Origin of the sequence: Ruegeria sp. SCP10 (genome assembly GCF_040329495.1) — a bacterium.
Lineage (GTDB): Bacteria > Pseudomonadota > Alphaproteobacteria > Rhodobacterales > Rhodobacteraceae > Ruegeria.
In genome coordinates this window covers 198,115-214,446 of the sequence record NZ_JBDZYF010000002.1, presented here as the reverse complement: position 1 = coordinate 214,446, position 16,332 = coordinate 198,115, and the positions used below count along the sequence as shown (strand labels likewise).

Sequence of the window (16,332 nt, the reverse complement as noted above, 5' to 3'; positions counted from 1 at the left end):
ACTATTATAGATGAAGTGTATCGCGCTAAGAGGAAATGGCAAAAGCAATGAGCGGACAAAAACCCGTGAAACCTTCGCCGGATGGTTTGGCTGCATCAGTCAAAGCGGCCAAAACCAAGGGTCTACCGCCCGTTCACCTGTGGAATCCTCCGTTTTGCGGCGATCTGGACATCAAGATCGCCAAAGATGGTTCTTGGAGTTACTTAGGGTCGCCCATCAACCGGTTCGAGCTTGTGAAGCTTTTTTCCTCAATTCTTAAGAAAGAAGACGGCAAATACTACCTCGTCACCCCGGTCGAGAAGGTGGGAATCACTGTCGAGGATGCGCCGTTTCTTGCCGTCGACTTCGACCAGACGGGGGATGGCCTATCGCAAGACCTGACATTTACCACCCATGTGGGCGATACGGCCATCGCCGGGCCGGATCATCCGATCCGCATTGTCATCGATGCGGAAACAGAGGAACCCGCACCCTACGTATTGATCCGAAACAACCTTGAAGCACGCATTGACCGCAAAAGCTTCTACCGACTCGTGGATATTGGTACCAAACATGATGGCTGGTTTGGCGTCTGGTCGGGCGGGCAGTTCTTCCCGTTGATTTCGGCAGATGCCCTAAGTGGTGTTTAGGCCGGTTGCCGAATCCGTCGGTCCTGCGCGACCACAACAGCCAAAGCGACAATCCCTGCGCCCAGCGCGCGGGTCCAGTCCCACGCCTCGCCTAAAACCAGCATGATCACCATCACGTAGAACGGCGCGACGTTAATGTGAAACGAGGTCAGCGCGACGCCCATTTTGCCCACCGCTGCAATGAAAAAGACCTGGCTGATACCCATTGAGACCAGCGCATAAAACACCAGCATCCCGCCCTGAGCGAAATCGATGGGGATGGCGGGGCGCAGGTCAAATCCTAACAGAAATGCCCCAGCCACCATCACTGTGGCCATCACCAACGCCCCGACAAAGGTGATCGTCGATCGACCCATCTGGCTGAGTTCGGGGAAATCGCGCGCCGTGGCCATGCTGCCCCAACAGAACAGAAATGTGGAAACCACCGCGCAAGCCGCACCCAGACCCAGTTGTGCCGGTGCCAGCGCACTGGTCGCGATGATCCCGCCCACAATCGAGACCAACACACCTAACGCAAAGTTCCATCGCAAACGTCGCGTACCGGCCGCCAGTTCCAACACCGTAGCCGCCAAAGGCGCGCAAGAGGCGATGATGGCCACCGTGACAGGATCGGTCAAATTTTGCGCCAGAAGGATCAGGAACATGCCGCCGCCGAAGCCAAAAGCTCCGACAAAAACTGCGCGGCCCCAGCGCGCATTCAGTACCCGCGCCGGACCGTCGAGCCAAATCCAGATCGGAACCATGACAACCACTGCCAAAGCCACCCGGGCTGCAAACAACGCGACGGGTGGCCAGCTTTGCAGTAAGACCTCGGCCGCCGGAAAACCCGCTGCCCATGTTAGCATGGACACGACAGCCAGCCCGTTTCCGGACAAGGCCGCATTGCGGTCAGCGGACACAGTAAGGGGTGTCCCGCGCACGGGGTCTGGGCTGAATGCCATAACGTTCCGATCTTTTGTTAATACGCCGCCAAAAATGATTCGCCGTATGTTCGGGATCGTCACCCAGTCCAGACCCGCGATCTGGTCGATTTTCGACAATCTGTCGTTTTCAGTCCCTTTCCCGAAATCACCCCGCTCGCTAAGCTTTGCGCACCAAACCGCCGGGACCGCTCATGCCCAGATTTGCCGCCAATCTTTCGCTGCTCTTTACCGAGCTGCCCTATCTCGACCGCTTCGCCGCCGCCGCTGATGCCGGGTTTTCCGCCGTTGAGATCCTGTTTCCCTATGATCTGGCTGCAAAGGAAACCCGCCGCGCCCTACTGGCAAATGGGCTGGACCTGGTGTTGATCAACGCACCACCACCCAATTACACCGGCGGGCAACCGGGATATGCCGCCGTTCCGGGCGGTGAGGCGCGTTTTCAATCCGATATCCGCCGCGTTCTGCGTTATGCTGAGGTTCTGAAGCCCCGGCTGATACATATTATGTCCGGTTATGCATCGGGGCCGCAGGCGATGGCTAGTTTCGTGCGAAACCTGCAATGGGCCGCTGATGCCGCCCCCGATCAGCAATTCACTATCGAGCCTTTGAACCCGGTCTCTCAACCGAACTACTTCCTGAACGACTACGCCTTGGCTGCCGAGGTTCTGGATCAGGTGAATCGTCCCAATATCGGCCTGCAATATGACAGCTTCCACGCGCATATGATCCACGGGAATGCGCTGGACGTCTGGCACCAGCATCACGATCGCGTGGTCCACGCCCAGATCGGGGCCGCGCCGGATAGATCCGAGCCCGGCGATGGGCCGACCGACTTTCCAAGCCTTTTCAACGCGATGGATAGCTGTGGCTACACCGGTTGGGTCAGTGCGGAGTACAATCCAACAACGCAACGCACCGAGCACTCGTTGGGCTGGTTGCGGTAACCCTGTCGTGACCACTGGCCATTGGGGTCAAAATACAGCACAGCTTGGCGCGGTGAATGAACGGATGATACCGATGACCCACGCCAGACTGTCACATATTATGTTCTGCCTGATCATGTCAGGGCTGATGTCCTGCATCGTGACCGGGATTGCCACGGTCAAGGCCATCGGATTTGGGCCGGGCACCTTTGGGGATTGGATGGCGGCCTGGGCCTTTTGCTGGCCCATCGCCTTCACCGTCATCGTGGTCCTTGGCCCCAGTGTCAAACGGCTGGTCGACCGTCTGGTCAGGCCCAAAGCCTGACCCGTCGCGAAGAGGGCCCATCGGGCCTGATGAGCGGCGAGCTCTAGTGTGCCTCGGCCCAGTTGGCGCCGCGCCCGGCGTCAACATCCAGCTTCACATCCAGTTTCACCGCCGGATCCGAAGCACCCTCCATCACATCGCGCGCCACATCAATCAACTGATCAACACCGTCCTCAGACACTTCGAACAGCAATTCGTCATGCACCTGCAGCAGCATCTTGGCAGGCAGGCCCTCGATCGCGTCTGGCATCCGCACCATCGCGCGCCGGATCACATCCGCGGCCGTGCCCTGGATCGGCGCGTTTATCGCCGCACGGCGCGAGAACCCCGCATGCGGCCCTTTGGCATTGATCTCAGGCGTGTGGATTTTGCGTCCAAACAGGGTCTGCACATAGCCTTGCTCTTTCGCAAAGGCGATGGTGTCGTCCATATAGGCGCGAATACCGGGGAAGCGTTCGAAATAGCGGTCGATGAATCCCTGTGCCTCGGCCCTTGGAATACGAAGGTTGCGCGCCAGACCAAAGCCCGAGATGCCGTAGATCACACCAAAGTTGATCGCCTTGGCCTGACGACGGATGTCCGGTGTCATCTCATCCAGTGGCACATCGAACATCTCGGACGCGGTCATCGCGTGAATGTCCAGCCCGTCAGCAAACGCCTGTTTCAATGCGTCAATCCCGGCGATATGTGCCAGAATCCGAAGCTCGATCTGGCTATAGTCGAGACTGACCAGCACATTGCCCGGTTCAGCAATAAACGCCTCACGAATGCGCCGCCCTTCCTCGGTGCGCACCGGGATATTCTGCAGGTTCGGATCGGTCGAAGCCAGACGACCCGTGTTCGCCCCAGTGATCGAATAGGACGTATGCACCCGTCCCGTATCGGGGTTGATATGGGTCTGCAATGCGTCCGTATAGGTCGATTTCAGCTTGCTGAGCTGTCGCCAGTCCAACACGCGGCGCGGCAATTCATGCTCGGTTGCCAGGTCTTCCAGAACATCGGCCCCGGTCGAGTACTTCCCGGTCTTCCCTTTCTTGCCGCCTTCCAGACCCATCTTGTCGAACAAGATCTCACCCAACTGCGCAGGCGAGCCGAGGTTGAAATTCTCACCCGCCAATTCGTGGATTTCAGCCTCTAATCCAGCCATTTTCTGCGCAAAGGCATTCGACATCCGGCTGAGGACATCGCGGTCGACCTTGATGCCGTGCATCTCCATTTCTTTGAGAACCGGCACCAACGGGCGTTCCAGCGTTTCATAAACCGTTGTCACCTGAACCTGATGCAGTTGCGGCTTGAACAGCTGCCACAGTCGCAGCGTGATATCCGCATCCTCGGCGGCATAAGCCGTGGCCTCATCAATTGCGACCTTGTCGAAGGTGATCGCCGACTTGCCAGACCCCAGCAACGGTTTGATCGGGATTGGAGTATGACTCAGGTAGCGCTCGGACAGAGTATCCATCCCGTGCCCATGCTCTCCACCATGCATGGCGTAGGACATCAGCATCGTGTCATCGATCGAGACCACGTTGACGCCATAGCGCGCAAATATCTTTGCGTCATATTTCATGTTCTGCCCGATCTTGAGGATCGAGGGGTCCTCGAACATCGGCTTCAGCAGCGCCAGCGCGTCCTCCAGCGGCATCTGCCCATCGGCCAGGTCATCTGAGCCAAACAGATCATCGGTTGCGCTGGCACGGTGAGTCAGCGGAATATAGCAGGCCTCACCTGCCTTGACGCACAAAGATATACCAACCAGATCGGCGATCATCTCGTTCAGGCCGGTGGTTTCCGTATCAACTGCGATCCAGCCGGTTTCATAGGCCCTGTCGACCCAGTTTTGCAGCGCCACCACATCCCGCACGCATTCGTATTTCGACGCGTCAAACGGAAGGGCCTCGACTTCTTCCACCTCGACCTGCATCGGCGCATCGGCGATGACCGGAGCCTCGGCCCCTAGCTTGTCGGCAATCCGCTTGATGAGGGTGCGGAACTCCATTTCCGCCAAAAAACCCAACAGGGTTTCGGGGTCAGGGTCCTGTACTTCGAGGTCGTCGAGGTTGAAATCCAGCGGCGTGTTCTCATCCAACTGCACCAGTTTTTTCGACAGCTCGATCTGATCGCGCTTTTCGATCAGGGTCTGGCGGCGCTTGGGCTGCTTGATCTCTCCCGCACGGTCCAGCAGGGTTTCGAGATCACCATATTCGTTGATCAGCAAGGCTGCCGTTTTGACGCCGATTCCCGGAGCCCCCGGCACGTTATCAACGCTATCCCCGGCCAGCGCCTGCACATCGACAACACGCTCGGGGCCAACGCCGAATTTCTCGATCACCCCGTCCCGGTCGATGCGCTTGTTCTTCATCGCATCCAGCATCTCAACGCCACCGCCGACCAACTGCATCAGGTCCTTGTCGGAACTCACTATAGTCACACGTCCGCCAGCCTCGCGCGCCTGAACGGCAAGGGTGGCAATGATGTCGTCAGCCTCATACCCTTCCAACTCTTTACAGGCGATATTGAACGCCTTGGTCGCTTCACGGGTCAGCGGCATTTGCGGGCGCAGGTCCTCGGGCATCGCCTCACGATTGGCTTTGTACAGGTCATAGAGGTCATTGCGGAACGTGTGCGAGCCCTTGTCGAAGATCACCGCCACATGGGTCGGTGCATCCGGGCCATCATTCCCCTCGACATATTTTTGCAGCATGTTGCAAAAGCCAGAAACTGCCCCGATCGGCAGACCATCCGATTTCCGAGTCAGCGGCGGCAGCGCGTGATAGGCCCTGAAAATAAAGGCCGATCCATCGATCAGATGCAGGTGACACCCTTTTCCGAAATTGCTCATGCGCACGCTCCCTGTCGGTCAGAGATGGTTCTGCCACAGGGTCGGTCGGGTGACCAGTCTTGAACTTGGGCTAACCGCCGAAGAGGCCGCTGAAAACGTCCGAAAAGCTGTTGAGCAAAGCCATAATGATCAAAACACCAAGGAAGGCAAAAAACGCGAAGGCAAAGAACTGGAACAGGATTGCGCCGACGCCAACCGCAATCCCGGCAATGGCAGGGCGGCGCCTTTCGTGACGCAGGAGACCGACAACCGACAGAACAACTGCCAGCGCACCCAGCATGGCCACGCCAATCTGCAGGAAATCATCCAGATCGCGCGCACGCGCAACAGGCTCTGGCTGCTCCAGCCCTGCCGCAGATCGCAGGGTGGATTTACCGATTTGAGCCGCCAGCTCACCCAGCGACACGCCCGCGGATTGCTGAGGCGCGAAGGGTCCAGCCCAAAAGACGAACAAGGCAGCAAACAGCGTCAAAGAGGCAATGCAAAAGCCGATCCAACCGAAAATCGGGTTGGCAGAGTCATTGGGTGCAATGTCGGTCATCACGTTCGCCTACGCTGTATGCACTACCGAAATAGCATAAAAAACACGGCGAGATTTGGGCGAAACCCGATTGGGCGGGCAATCAGCCCTGCTCTGTGCCTTTCAGAACATATTTGCAGTCGCAATAGGGGCACTCGACCCAGCCGGTATCTTCGGGGATTTGCAGCCAGACGCGCGGATGGCCCAGCGCACCTTCGCCGCCGTCACAAGCGACGCGGGTGGTTTCGACGATCTTGGTTTCCGGCGCTTCGATGGTCACGGCTGGCGATCCTTCACTGGTTGTCGGCCTCGCGGGCATGCATTAGGTGCGTTTATGAGCGATGAGCAATCCGGGGGCAAGAGCCACATGAGCGATGCGGCAATCAGGATCGAAGGTCTGCGCAAGACCTATCGGGCAAGCAAGGGTCAGCCCGAGAAGCACGCACTGAAAGGGATTGACCTGACCATTCCCAGCGGCTCGGTTTTTGGGCTTTTGGGGCCGAACGGCGCGGGTAAATCGACCTTGATCAACATTCTGGCCGGACTGGTGATCAAAACGTCCGGAAAGGTATCGATCTGGGGCTTCGATCAGGATCAGAACCCACGCCAGTCGCGCGCCGCCATTGGAGTAATGCCACAAGAGCTGAACCTGGACCCGTTCTTTACGCCCCGTGGCGCGTTGGAGGTGCAGGCTGGCCTTTATGGCGTGCCCAAGGCCCAGCGCCGCAGCGATGAGATTCTGGAACTCGTCGGGCTTAGCGATAAGGCCGAGGCCTATGCTCGCACGCTGTCAGGCGGGATGCGGCGGCGGTTGTTGTTGGCTAAAGCGCTTGTGCATCACCCCAGGATTTTGGTTCTGGATGAACCTACTGCGGGTGTCGATATCGAATTGCGCCAGATGCTCTGGAGCAACGTGCGCAAGCTTAACGAGCAGGGGATGACGATCATCCTGACCACGCATTACCTGGAAGAAGCGCAGGAAATGTGTGATCAGATCGCCATCATCAACCATGGTGAGAAGATCACTCAGGACAGCACCGCCAATTTGCTGGGCCGCATGGACCGACGCACCATGGTGATCATGCCCGATATCCCGGTTGCGGACCTTCCATCTACTGACGGGGTCGAGGCCGCATTGCGCGACGATGGCAGCCTGCTGCTGCAGTATCGCAGCGCCCAGACCAGTGCCGAGCAGGTACTGGAATCCGTTCGCGCTGCGGGTATCCGCATCCGCGATGTGCGCACCGAGGAGGCTGATCTTGAGGATGTGTTCCTTGCGCTGACCTCTTCTCAGGCTCGGGCGTCGTAAGCGCTGCTTAGAACCAGCCTTAGCCTCGGTCGATCCGCGCTTGATAGCAGTTGTTGCGCGCAGATCGGACGTGGATATAGGCCACATCGGGGCGGTCAAAGATATCTTTGACCTTTGCACCAATCTGATCCGTGGGGGTGATAGCTCCGGTGCCATAAACGATCCGATCATCCTGCCCGTATCCCTTGATTAAATAGTCAGGAGAGCTGGTCAGAATCTCAGGCAATTTATCCCCTTCATAGCGCTCGCAAGGTTCGGCACACAAAAATATCGGCCCGGTTTCCGCATAAGGATGCGTTGCGGCAAAGGGCCTGTGCGCCAGAACCAGCATCGGCGCCCCTTCGGGTATGTTTTGCAGACAATGACGGCAGGGATTGCCTGCGCCGGTTGAAACAGCGTGCTCTGGCGTGGCTCCATAGTCATCCGGACCACCCTGTTGCAGTGTGCGGACTTCGTCAGTGGGCAATGCAGTGATTTTGAACATATCAATCCTCCGGTTTTCCGGACCATGCCCAATCGTGACCACGCCGCGCGACCCGATTCCTGCGCAAATCGCACGTCGCCGTTGGCCGTAAGGATAAGCGCGACAAAACCACGCCTGTAGAACCGCCGGAAAGCCCGCTAGGACCAAAACACTATGACCCGACCCGTCCTGCCGCCGCGTTTTCCGGCCACGTCTGATCAGATCAATGCGCAAGTGTGCGCCTTTTATGCCCGTGTCAGAACCGACCCGGTACTGGGTCCCGTTTTTGCGCAACATGTCGATGACTGGCCCGCGCATGAGGAAAAGATCGCCTCATTCTGGCGCAATGCGATCCTGTATGAGCGCGGGTATGACGGCAATCCGCAGCGGGTTCATATTGAACGGCCAGAGGTGAAATCCGAGATGTTTGCCCACTGGCTGGATCTGTTCGAAGAGGTTGCAACCCAGACGTTGCCATCCGAGACCGCGACACCTTGGGTCGCCCTGGCACGACGCATCGGGGTGGGGATGAAGGCCGGGGTGCAGTCGGCGCGTCAGCCCAAGGATGCGCCACCAATCCTGCGTTGATCTCAAGACATGGCAGCTTTGCACTGTTAGCGGTAAAATAGGGGCTATGCGGGCTGGTCAATTGGGTTTACTCAGGGCCAAGACAGCCCTTTTTGCGCTGAGCGGCATTGTGCCACCACACCGACATCACCCGAGGCCACAGCGATGAGCACTCAGAATACCACCCTTCGGGGACTTGGTTTCGCGTTTCTAGGATTCGCGGTTTTTGCCAGCCATGACGCATTGATCAAAGTGCTGGGCGGGACTTATTCGGTGATGCAGATCATCTTTTTCGCCACTCTGTTCTCCTTTGTGCCCATGGCAGTGACAATCCTGACTGACCGGACCACCGGGAATTTTCTGCCGCACCATCCTTGGCTGGTGCTGCTGCGCTCAGCCCTGATGGTCACATCCATGGTCTGCGCCTTCTACGCGTTTTCGGTGCTGCCACTGGCCGAGGTCTATTCGCTGCTGTTTTCCTTCCCTTTGATCGTCACCGTCCTGTCGATCCCGATACTGGGAGAGGTCGTAAGAGCCCAGCGCTGGGCCGCGGTCGGCGTTGGCTTGATCGGTGTTTTGATCGTTCTAAGACCCGGCTCAACTGACATCACACTGGGCCACCTGGCCGCCTTGACTGCCGCGTTTTGTAGCGCGTTTGGGTCTGTTCTGGTGCGCAAGATCGGGAATGAGGAGCGGTCCGCCGTCCTGATCCTATACCCCATGTTGTTGGCCATTCTGGTCATGAGCCTGATGCAACCCGCCGTCTATCAGCCACCTTCGCTGCTGCATCTGGCAATGATGGCGCTGGTTGGTGTGTTTTCGGTCATCGCGCAACATCTGATCATACTCGCCTACCGCGCCGCGCCCGCCGGGGTCGTCGCGCCCAGCCAATACAGTCAGATCATCTGGGCCACTTTGTTCGGCATGATCTTCTTTGGCGAGCGCCCAGACGGCTGGGTCGCCGTCGGGGCAAGTATCATCATCGCGTCCGGTGTTTTTGTAGTCTGGCGCGAGAGCCGGTCGAACACCACATCCGCGAACACTCCGGTATTGCGGGTACGGTCGCCTCGGTCGGATACGGGGGCGACACGGCCAGGGGAATGAAAAACGGCGCGCCAACCAGCGCGCCATTCTCAAGATTAGTAAGCGTGGTGTCTTAGTACACAACCACCGACCGGATGCTTTCACCCTTGTGCATCAGGTCGAAGCCGTGGTTGATGTCGTCCAGACCCATGGTGTGGGTGATCATCGGATCGATCTCGATCTTGCCGTCCATGTACCAGTCGACGATTTTGGGCACATCTGTCCGGCCCCGCGCGCCGCCAAAGGCCGTGCCGCGCCACGAGCGGCCGGTGACTAGCTGGAACGGACGGGTCGAAATCTCGGCACCGGCAGGTGCCACGCCGATGATGATCGATTCACCCCAGCCCTTATGCGCCGATTCCAACGCGTCGCGCATCACACCGACATTGCCGGTGGCATCGAATGTGTAATCCGCGCCGCCCTTGGTCAGGTTCACCAGGTAGGGAACAAGATCGCCTTCAACCTCTTTTGGGTTTACGAAATCGGTCATGCCGAACTTGGTCGCCATTTCCACTTTCGACGGGTTCAGATCGACGCCCACGATCTGATCGGCCCCGGCCAGACGCAGACCCTGGATCACGTTCAGGCCGATCCCGCCCAGACCGAATACAATGGCACGGCTACCCAGTTCGACCTTGGCGGTGTTGATCACCGCACCGATACCGGTGGTCACGCCGCAGCCGATGTAGCAAATCTTGTCAAACGGTGCGTCCTCGCGCACTTTGGCTAGCGCAATTTCGGGCAGAACCGTGTGGTTCGAGAAGGTCGAGCAACCCATGTAGTGCAGGATCGGATCACCATCCAAAGTCGAGAATCGCGACGTGCCATCGGGCATCAGGCCCTTGCCTTGGGTCTCACGGATCGCCTGACACAGGTTCGTTTTAGGATGCAGGCAGTATTCGCACTCACGACATTCGGGGGTATATAGCGGGATTACATGATCGCCGGGTTTCAGGCTGGTCACGCCCGGCCCGACCTCGACCACCACACCTGCGCCTTCATGGCCCAGAATAGCGGGGAACAGGCCCTCGGGATCGGCTCCCGAAAGGGTGAATTCATCTGTGTGGCAAATGCCGGTAGCCTTGATCTCAACCAGAACCTCACCCGCCTTGGGGCCTTCGAGGTTCACATCCATAATTTCCAAAGGCTTGCCAGCCTGAACGGCGACGGCTGCACGGGTGCGCATAGTGCTTGTCTCCCAGTCTTGTTTGTCCAAACCCTGCGTCAAAAACAGGGTTCTTTCAACTGTGCATTCATGACAGACTGGCTAAACTTTTGATATTGAAGAAACGACATTGCCCGAATGAGGAACGCCAATGCACCGATTTTTTCCGATCCTAGTCCTTCTGGCGGCCTGTTCCGAACCACCCCCACCCGAAGATATTCCGATTGAGCCAGAGGCCGCGCCGGTCGATCTGGCCTTTTGTCAGGGCGATCCATTTGCCGAGACCATTGGCCAGCCGGTTTCAACCATTCAGGCTGATTTGCCCGAACGCAGTCGCGTGCTGGCACCAAACGACATTGCAACCCAGGATTATCGGATCGACCGACTGAATGTGTTTGTGGATGATACCGGAGTGATCCAACGCCTGACTTGCGGCTGATCCTGGATCAACGCTATTTCCCGCGATAGATCAACCAATCCGGCAGGTAGTCCAACAACCGGATGACCCATGAAAACGGGGCCGGGAAATCGGTACGGAAACGACGGCGCGACATCGCTTTGATCACACGATCTGCCGCATCCTCAGCCGTCATCAACATAGGCATCTTGAAATTGTTCTTCTCGGTCAGACGGGTCTTGATGAAGCCCGGATTAACGATGCGCACTGTGACCCCGGTACCCGCAAGATCAAAGCGCATGGTTTCCGCCAGCGACACCAAAGCCGCCTTGCTGGCCGCATAGCCCACGGCCGCGGGCAACCCACGATAGCCAGACAGAGACCCGATCAACGTGATATCGCCGCGGCCTGTACGCACGAAAGACGGCACCGTTTCACCCAGAACCCGAAGGGCACCGGTGTAATTCACATCCGTCATGGCCAGTACCGCCTCGGTATCCCAATCGGCGCTGCGCATCGGCTCGTAGGCCCCGGCATTGTAAACCAGCCCGTCGACCGCACCGACCTCTGCCACAGCACGGCGCACGGCATCCAGATCGGTGACGTCAAAAGGAACCGCGCGGGCATTGGGCAGGCTTGCGCAGATATCAGCCAGCCGATCCGCATTGCGCGCCGACAGAATCAGATGCGCACCCCGGCGGCTGAGCGCCTCGGCCAACGCGCGGCCCAGGCCCTCGCTGGCGCCCACGATCCAATAGGTTTTTCCATCAAAGCTGCTCATGTCTGGGCCGTATTGTGATCTGATGCTTATTTTACGGGCGGGCACGGGTGCTGGATCACGCCGCCATGCAGGAAATTCGGCGCAGAAGTCACAATATAGAGCAGCATGGAAAATAATCTAATCTGATTGATCCGACATCAAACCTGCTACGTATCCCCTTGTAAAATGTCGCACTAAGGGGATCACATGTTCGACGAAACGCGAGGCGAACGCAAGAAAATCGCAATCGTAGGTGCAGGCATTTCCGGTCTATCCGCAGCCTATTATCTGTCAGAAGATCACGACATCACTATTTACGAGGCCGAACCTCGGTTGGGTGGGCATGCACGTACCGTCATGGCTGGCAAGAATGGCGATCAGCCTGTCGATACCGGGTTCATCGTCTTCAACTATGCGACCTACCCCTATCTGACCAAGCTGTTTGACGAGTTGAACGTGCCGGTTGTCAAATCCGAAATGAGTTTTGGTGCAACCATCGACAATGGCCGGATCGAATACGGGCTGAACAACCTGCGTACGCTGACCGCGCAGAAACGCAATCTGGCGCGTCCATCCTACTACAAGATGATCGCCGACATCCTGCGGTTCAGCAAAGAAGCACCCGAGGCTGCCAAGGATGATGACACCACAATCGGAGAGTTGGTGGATCAGATGCGTCTGGGCCATTGGTTCCGCCACAACTATCTGATGCCGATGTGCGGCGCGATCTGGTCGACCCCGGTGGAGTTTGTCGATCAGTTCCCGGCGCGCTCGCTGGTACAATTCTTCCGCAACCATGCTTTGCTGGCCAGTGGCCGTGCCAATCAGCATCAGTGGTATACGGTCAAAGGTGGCAGCATCGAATATGTGCGCCGCATCGATGCCGCCCTGCGCGAACGGGGCTGCGATATTCGACTGGCTGCCCCGGTCGATCACGTTCAGCGCGACGACATGGGCGTTTCGGTGACAAGCCAGGGACATATCGACCAGTTTGATGAGATCATTCTGGCCACTCATTCCGACCAGTCTCGCGCCATTCTGGGCGACAATGCCACGACCGCCGAAGCTGCAGCATTGGAAGCGATCCGCTATCAGCCCAACAGCGCCATTCTACATTGCGATCCCAGCCAAATGCCCAAGCGTCGTGCCTGCTGGTCCAGCTGGACCTATCGCTCACAAGCCGGAAACGTTGGTGTCACTTACTGGATGAACCGGCTGCAAAACATACCGGACAGCGATCCGCTGTTCGTGACGTTGAACGCGTCATCAGAGATTTCCGCGGATAAAATCTATGATCAGGTCGAATTTGCCCACCCGGTGTTCGACAAGGCCGCCCTGAAGGCACAAGGGCAAATCCGCGAGATGCAGGGACAGAACCGGACCTGGTTTGCCGGAGCGTATAACCGGCACGGGTTTCACGAAGACGGGATTGCCAGCGCGATGCATGTTGTGGATCGCATCAAGGGCACCCCGCTAACGATCGGAGCTGACCATGGCACTTTGGAACAAGACCCGGCCATCCCTGCGGTTGCGGCTGAATAGGCGCCTGTGGCGCGCGGGGCTTCTGTCCTTGACGCTGCTGGCCCCAGGTGGGCTGGCGGCTGATCCGCTGTCGAGCGAATTGCAAGACCCCAAGCAGATCGGCAGCGGGACCTTCCGGTTCCTTGGCCTGCCGCTCTATGACGCAAAACTCTACACACCCGGCGGGGCCGCGTTCAATTGGAGCGAGGATTTTGGCCTGAAGCTGACTTACCGCAAAAACCTGAAACAAAAGGCGCTGGTAGAATCGACGCTGGAAGAAATGGCCCGCCAGGGCAATCCGCAGCCCACGCAGGCACAGCTTGAAAAGTGCTTTCAGGCTGTCAGCAAGGGCGACAGCTATCTGGCGATCTCGGAAGGGCCAAACAAGGTCGGCTTCTGGCGGAATGGTACCCAGACCTGCACATTGGCGAGCAACGACATCAAGAAGTCCTTCATGTCGATCTTTTTGGGCGACAACACCCGCTCGGCCAGCTTTACGCAAAGCTTGAAGGGCCAGTGATGCTGTACCCCCGTGTCAGCCTGTACGCGCTGATGCTCGCTGCGGCGGGTATCCCGCTTTACATTCACCTGCCACGCTTTGCGGCGGTGAACTTGGGCATTGGTCTTGGGGTGATTGGCACGGTCCTTCTGGTGATCCGACTGGTCGATCTGGTTCAGGACCCGCTGATCGGCTGGGCCATCGACCGCTGGCCGGGAGGGCAGCTTCTGTTCGCAGCTTTGGCCGCGTTGGGATTGGCCATCGGCTTTCCCTTGCTGTTTGGCCTGCCGGAAGGCGCAAGTGTCACGGCCCTGATCGTGGTCCTGATCCTGCTGTTCTCGGCCTACAGCCTCGGTACGATCCTTTTATATGGTCGCAGCGCGACGCTTGCGAAAAAGGCCGATGCCAAAGAGCTGATGACACTCGCCGCCTACCGCGAAGGCGGGCAATTGACAGGCGTCGTGATCGCCGCCAGCGCCCCGGCCTTGTTCGTGGCCTTGGGCGCTTCCGCACAAGGATACCCCGCCTTTGGCCTGTTTCTGGGCTTGCTGGCGTTGCTGACCCTGATCGTGACGATCCCAATCTGGCGACGTACCCCGATCACCGGTCAGGGCCTGTCCTTCGCAGGCCTCGGTCAGGCCGGAGCGCTGCGCCTGCTGGCATTGGCACTGGTCAATAGCCTGCCGGTCGCCATCACATCCACCCTGTTCCTGTTCTTTGTCGAAGATCGCCTGCAACTGCCCGGCAAAGCGGGCCCGCTGCTGATCCTGTTCTTCCTGAGCGCCGGTGCAAGTGTGCCGCTTTGGGCCAAGCTCAGCAACCGGATCGGCCCGAAAAAGACTCTGATTATTGCCATGCCCTTGTCCATCGCAGGGTTTATCGGAGCGGCCAGTCTGGACGCTGGAGCGTTGGTTGGCTTCGCCATCATCTGCATCGCGTCCGGTGCCGCGCTTGGGGCGGATATGGTTGTCCTGCCCGCCATGTTTTCCGTTGTGCTGACTCGCGCGGGGCTGAACGCCTCGGCCGCGTTTGGCATCTGGTCTTTTGCCGGCAAGCTGGGCCTCGCGCTCGCTGCCTTTTTCACTCTGCCACTGCTCGAGCGCAGCGGCTTTACACCCGGTCAAACCAATAGTGTCGAGGCTTTGAAAACACTCAACCTCGCCTATGCCGTACTGCCCTGCATCCTCAAGCTTGGCGCATTCGGGATGGTTTTGACACTGCCCACGGAGGTTTCAGCCAAATGAAGACGCTTATTGTGTTTCTTCTCGCCATCCTCGCTGTTTTAGCAGCCAAGGGGCGTTTCCTCAGCTTTCGCTCACAATCGCCTGCCGATTATGCGTCCACGGGCCCCAACTTCTCGCTGAAAAAACACCTGAATGGCGAAATCCTGTCCGAAGGCCTGATCTATGGCCCGAATGGCAAGATGTCGAACAGCTTTGTCGCCCGCATGGTCGGCGAATGGGATGGCAACTCGGGCACACTGGCCGAGTGGTTCACCTATTCTAACGGCAAGCAGATGACCCGCAAATGGTATCTGACGCTGGGCACCGGCAACACGTTCATCGCCACGGCAGATGACATTGTCGGTGAAGGAAAGGGAGAAATCTCGGGCTCGACCGTCAAACTGACCTATCGGATCATCCTGCCCGAAGATGCAGGCGGGCACACGCTGGATGTGACCGACTGGATGTACCTGACGGAAAATGGCGCGATCATGAACCGCTCGGAAATGCGCAAGTTCGGCATCAAAGTGGCCGAGCTGGTCGCCACGATGCGCCCCGCGCCCGAGGTCAAGACCGCGCATCTGAACGGTGCAAATGGCTATGATGCCAAGGCTGCGGAAAGACCACTGCAATGATCCGCGCCCGCTTTGTCATCACCTTTGCCGCCATCGCGTGCCTTGTGTTTCTGGCCGCATGCTCGGCCAAGCCCCGCGTGCCAAAGACCTTCCTGTCAGATCGCGAGCTGAACCTTGAGGAGTTTTTCGAAGGCAAAACCGTCGCTTATGGTCAGTTTCAGGACATCCTCGGCAACGTCCCGCGTCGTTTCTCTGTCGATATCGACGGAACCTGGGACGGAGAAACGCTGACCTTGGTCGAGGATTTCGTCTATGACGACGGCGCAACCGAACAGCGTATCTGGACCCTGACAAAAACCGGTGCCGATACCTGGACCGGCACCGCCCCCGGTGTGCTTGGCACTGCCGAAGGAATCGAGCGGGGCGATACGTTCAACTGGAAATACAAGATCGACCTGCCGATCAAAGATGGCACCATGCGTGTGAAGTTCGATGACTGGATGTGGCTGCTGGAGGATGACCGCTTGCTGAACCGCGCCTATGTCTCGCGCTTTGGCGTCCGCATTGGTGAGGTGATCCTGTTTTTTGAGAAAAAATAGACTCTAGACAGG

General features: G+C 58.2%; 19 protein-coding genes. 12 read left to right on the top strand and 7 right to left on the bottom strand.

The genetic code is table 11. From position 1 onward, the window contains the following. The first annotated feature begins 47 nt into the window (after window positions 1-47). The gene (locus ABLN87_RS07425; RefSeq protein WP_353008673.1) at window positions 48-629 is read left to right on the top strand and encodes a DUF1285 domain-containing protein; all 582 of its coding nucleotides are present in this window, start codon (window positions 48-50) and stop codon (window positions 627-629) included. Here the strand turns inward: ABLN87_RS07425 and ABLN87_RS07420 are convergent. Further along, window positions 626-1,570 (bottom strand): DMT family transporter, encoded by a 945-nt coding sequence (locus ABLN87_RS07420; protein WP_353008671.1) that lies wholly within the window; start codon window positions 1,568-1,570, stop codon window positions 626-628. The genes ABLN87_RS07425 and ABLN87_RS07420 overlap by 4 nt on opposite strands. A 173-nt stretch (window positions 1,571-1,743) precedes the next feature. Between ABLN87_RS07420 and ABLN87_RS07415 the strand changes: the two genes are divergently transcribed. Together ABLN87_RS07415 and ABLN87_RS07410 are read left to right on the top strand one after the other, a co-directional pair. Then, window positions 1,744-2,496, top strand: coding sequence for a hydroxypyruvate isomerase family protein (locus tag ABLN87_RS07415; protein ID WP_353008670.1), 753 nt, complete (start codon window positions 1,744-1,746; stop codon window positions 2,494-2,496). Window positions 2,497-2,569: 73 nt separating this feature from the next. Further along, the gene (locus tag ABLN87_RS07410) at window positions 2,570-2,800 is read left to right on the top strand and encodes a DUF2798 domain-containing protein (RefSeq protein WP_353008668.1); all 231 of its coding nucleotides are present in this window, start codon (window positions 2,570-2,572) and stop codon (window positions 2,798-2,800) included. Window positions 2,801-2,843: 43 nt separating this feature from the next. Here ABLN87_RS07410 and polA read toward each other — a convergent pair whose 3' ends face one another. The 3 genes from polA to ABLN87_RS07395 all read right to left on the bottom strand — a co-directional run bounded on the left by polA (window position 2,844) and on the right by ABLN87_RS07395 (window position 6,439). Continuing rightward, window positions 2,844-5,639 (bottom strand): DNA polymerase I, encoded by a 2,796-nt coding sequence (polA, locus tag ABLN87_RS07405; RefSeq protein WP_353008667.1) that lies wholly within the window; start codon window positions 5,637-5,639, stop codon window positions 2,844-2,846. A 70-nt stretch (window positions 5,640-5,709) separates the two neighbouring features. Then, window positions 5,710-6,180: a hypothetical protein gene (locus ABLN87_RS07400; protein ID WP_353008665.1), complete on the bottom strand. Its 471-nt coding sequence runs from the start codon at window positions 6,178-6,180 to the stop codon at window positions 5,710-5,712. A gap of 82 nt (window positions 6,181-6,262) precedes the next feature. Continuing rightward, window positions 6,263-6,439, bottom strand: coding sequence for a zinc-finger domain-containing protein (locus tag ABLN87_RS07395; RefSeq protein WP_170533977.1), 177 nt, complete (start codon window positions 6,437-6,439; stop codon window positions 6,263-6,265). 87 nt (window positions 6,440-6,526) lie between these two features. Here ABLN87_RS07395 and ABLN87_RS07390 point away from each other — a divergent pair, with 87 nt between their 5' ends. After that, the gene (locus tag ABLN87_RS07390; protein ID WP_353009258.1) at window positions 6,527-7,468 is read left to right on the top strand and encodes an ABC transporter ATP-binding protein; all 942 of its coding nucleotides are present in this window, start codon (window positions 6,527-6,529) and stop codon (window positions 7,466-7,468) included. A gap of 19 nt (window positions 7,469-7,487) precedes the next feature. Here the strand turns inward: ABLN87_RS07390 and ABLN87_RS07385 are convergent, their stop codons facing one another. After that, window positions 7,488-7,952: a DUF1203 domain-containing protein gene (locus tag ABLN87_RS07385; RefSeq protein WP_353008663.1), complete on the bottom strand. Its 465-nt coding sequence runs from the start codon at window positions 7,950-7,952 to the stop codon at window positions 7,488-7,490. A gap of 153 nt (window positions 7,953-8,105) precedes the next feature. On the opposite strand from ABLN87_RS07385, the gene ABLN87_RS07380 reads away from it, so the two are divergent. Together ABLN87_RS07380 and ABLN87_RS07375 are read left to right on the top strand one after the other, a co-directional pair. Further along, window positions 8,106-8,519 carry a group III truncated hemoglobin gene (locus tag ABLN87_RS07380; RefSeq protein ID WP_353008661.1) on the top strand — a complete coding sequence of 138 codons (414 nt, stop codon included), beginning with the start codon at window positions 8,106-8,108 and terminating at the stop codon, window positions 8,517-8,519. 144 nt (window positions 8,520-8,663) lie between these two features. Next, complete coding sequence (locus ABLN87_RS07375; RefSeq protein ID WP_353008660.1) at window positions 8,664-9,602, top strand: DMT family transporter; 939 nt, start codon at window positions 8,664-8,666, stop codon at window positions 9,600-9,602. A gap of 52 nt (window positions 9,603-9,654) precedes the next feature. Here ABLN87_RS07375 and ABLN87_RS07370 read toward each other — a convergent pair whose 3' ends face one another. Then, on the bottom strand, window positions 9,655-10,767 hold the full coding sequence (locus ABLN87_RS07370) for an S-(hydroxymethyl)glutathione dehydrogenase/class III alcohol dehydrogenase (RefSeq protein ID WP_353008658.1): 1,113 nt from the start codon (window positions 10,765-10,767) through the stop codon (window positions 9,655-9,657). A gap of 130 nt (window positions 10,768-10,897) precedes the next feature. Between ABLN87_RS07370 and ABLN87_RS07365 the strand changes: the two genes are divergently transcribed. Continuing rightward, on the top strand, window positions 10,898-11,185 hold the full coding sequence (locus ABLN87_RS07365) for an I78 family peptidase inhibitor (RefSeq protein WP_353008656.1): 288 nt from the start codon (window positions 10,898-10,900) through the stop codon (window positions 11,183-11,185). A 13-nt stretch (window positions 11,186-11,198) separates the two neighbouring features. Here ABLN87_RS07365 and ABLN87_RS07360 read toward each other — a convergent pair whose 3' ends face one another. Beyond that, window positions 11,199-11,924 carry an SDR family NAD(P)-dependent oxidoreductase gene (locus ABLN87_RS07360; protein ID WP_353008655.1) on the bottom strand — a complete coding sequence of 242 codons (726 nt, stop codon included), beginning with the start codon at window positions 11,922-11,924 and terminating at the stop codon, window positions 11,199-11,201. Between the two features lie 186 nt (window positions 11,925-12,110). On the opposite strand from ABLN87_RS07360, the gene ABLN87_RS07355 reads away from it, so the two are divergent. The 5 genes from ABLN87_RS07355 to ABLN87_RS07335 are packed head-to-tail and all read left to right on the top strand — an operon-like array spanning window position 12,111 to window position 16,320. Further along, window positions 12,111-13,445 carry an NAD(P)/FAD-dependent oxidoreductase gene (locus tag ABLN87_RS07355; RefSeq protein WP_353008654.1) on the top strand — a complete coding sequence of 445 codons (1,335 nt, stop codon included), beginning with the start codon at window positions 12,111-12,113 and terminating at the stop codon, window positions 13,443-13,445. Beyond that, window positions 13,396-13,944, top strand: a complete 549-nt coding sequence (locus ABLN87_RS07350; protein ID WP_353008652.1) for a hypothetical protein — start codon at window positions 13,396-13,398, stop codon at window positions 13,942-13,944. Before ABLN87_RS07355 ends, ABLN87_RS07350 begins: the two co-directional genes overlap by 50 nt. Then, a complete protein-coding gene (locus tag ABLN87_RS07345; RefSeq protein ID WP_353008651.1) occupies window positions 13,944-15,167 on the top strand; it encodes an MFS transporter in 1,224 nt (407 codons plus the stop codon). Before ABLN87_RS07350 ends, ABLN87_RS07345 begins: the two co-directional genes overlap by 1 nt. Next, window positions 15,164-15,781 carry a DUF3833 domain-containing protein gene (locus ABLN87_RS07340; RefSeq protein ID WP_353008650.1) on the top strand — a complete coding sequence of 206 codons (618 nt, stop codon included), beginning with the start codon at window positions 15,164-15,166 and terminating at the stop codon, window positions 15,779-15,781. Before ABLN87_RS07345 ends, ABLN87_RS07340 begins: the two co-directional genes overlap by 4 nt. Beyond that, on the top strand, window positions 15,778-16,320 hold the full coding sequence (locus tag ABLN87_RS07335; protein ID WP_353008648.1) for a DUF3833 domain-containing protein: 543 nt from the start codon (window positions 15,778-15,780) through the stop codon (window positions 16,318-16,320). Before ABLN87_RS07340 ends, ABLN87_RS07335 begins: the two co-directional genes overlap by 4 nt. Window positions 16,321-16,332: the final 12 nt, after the last annotated feature.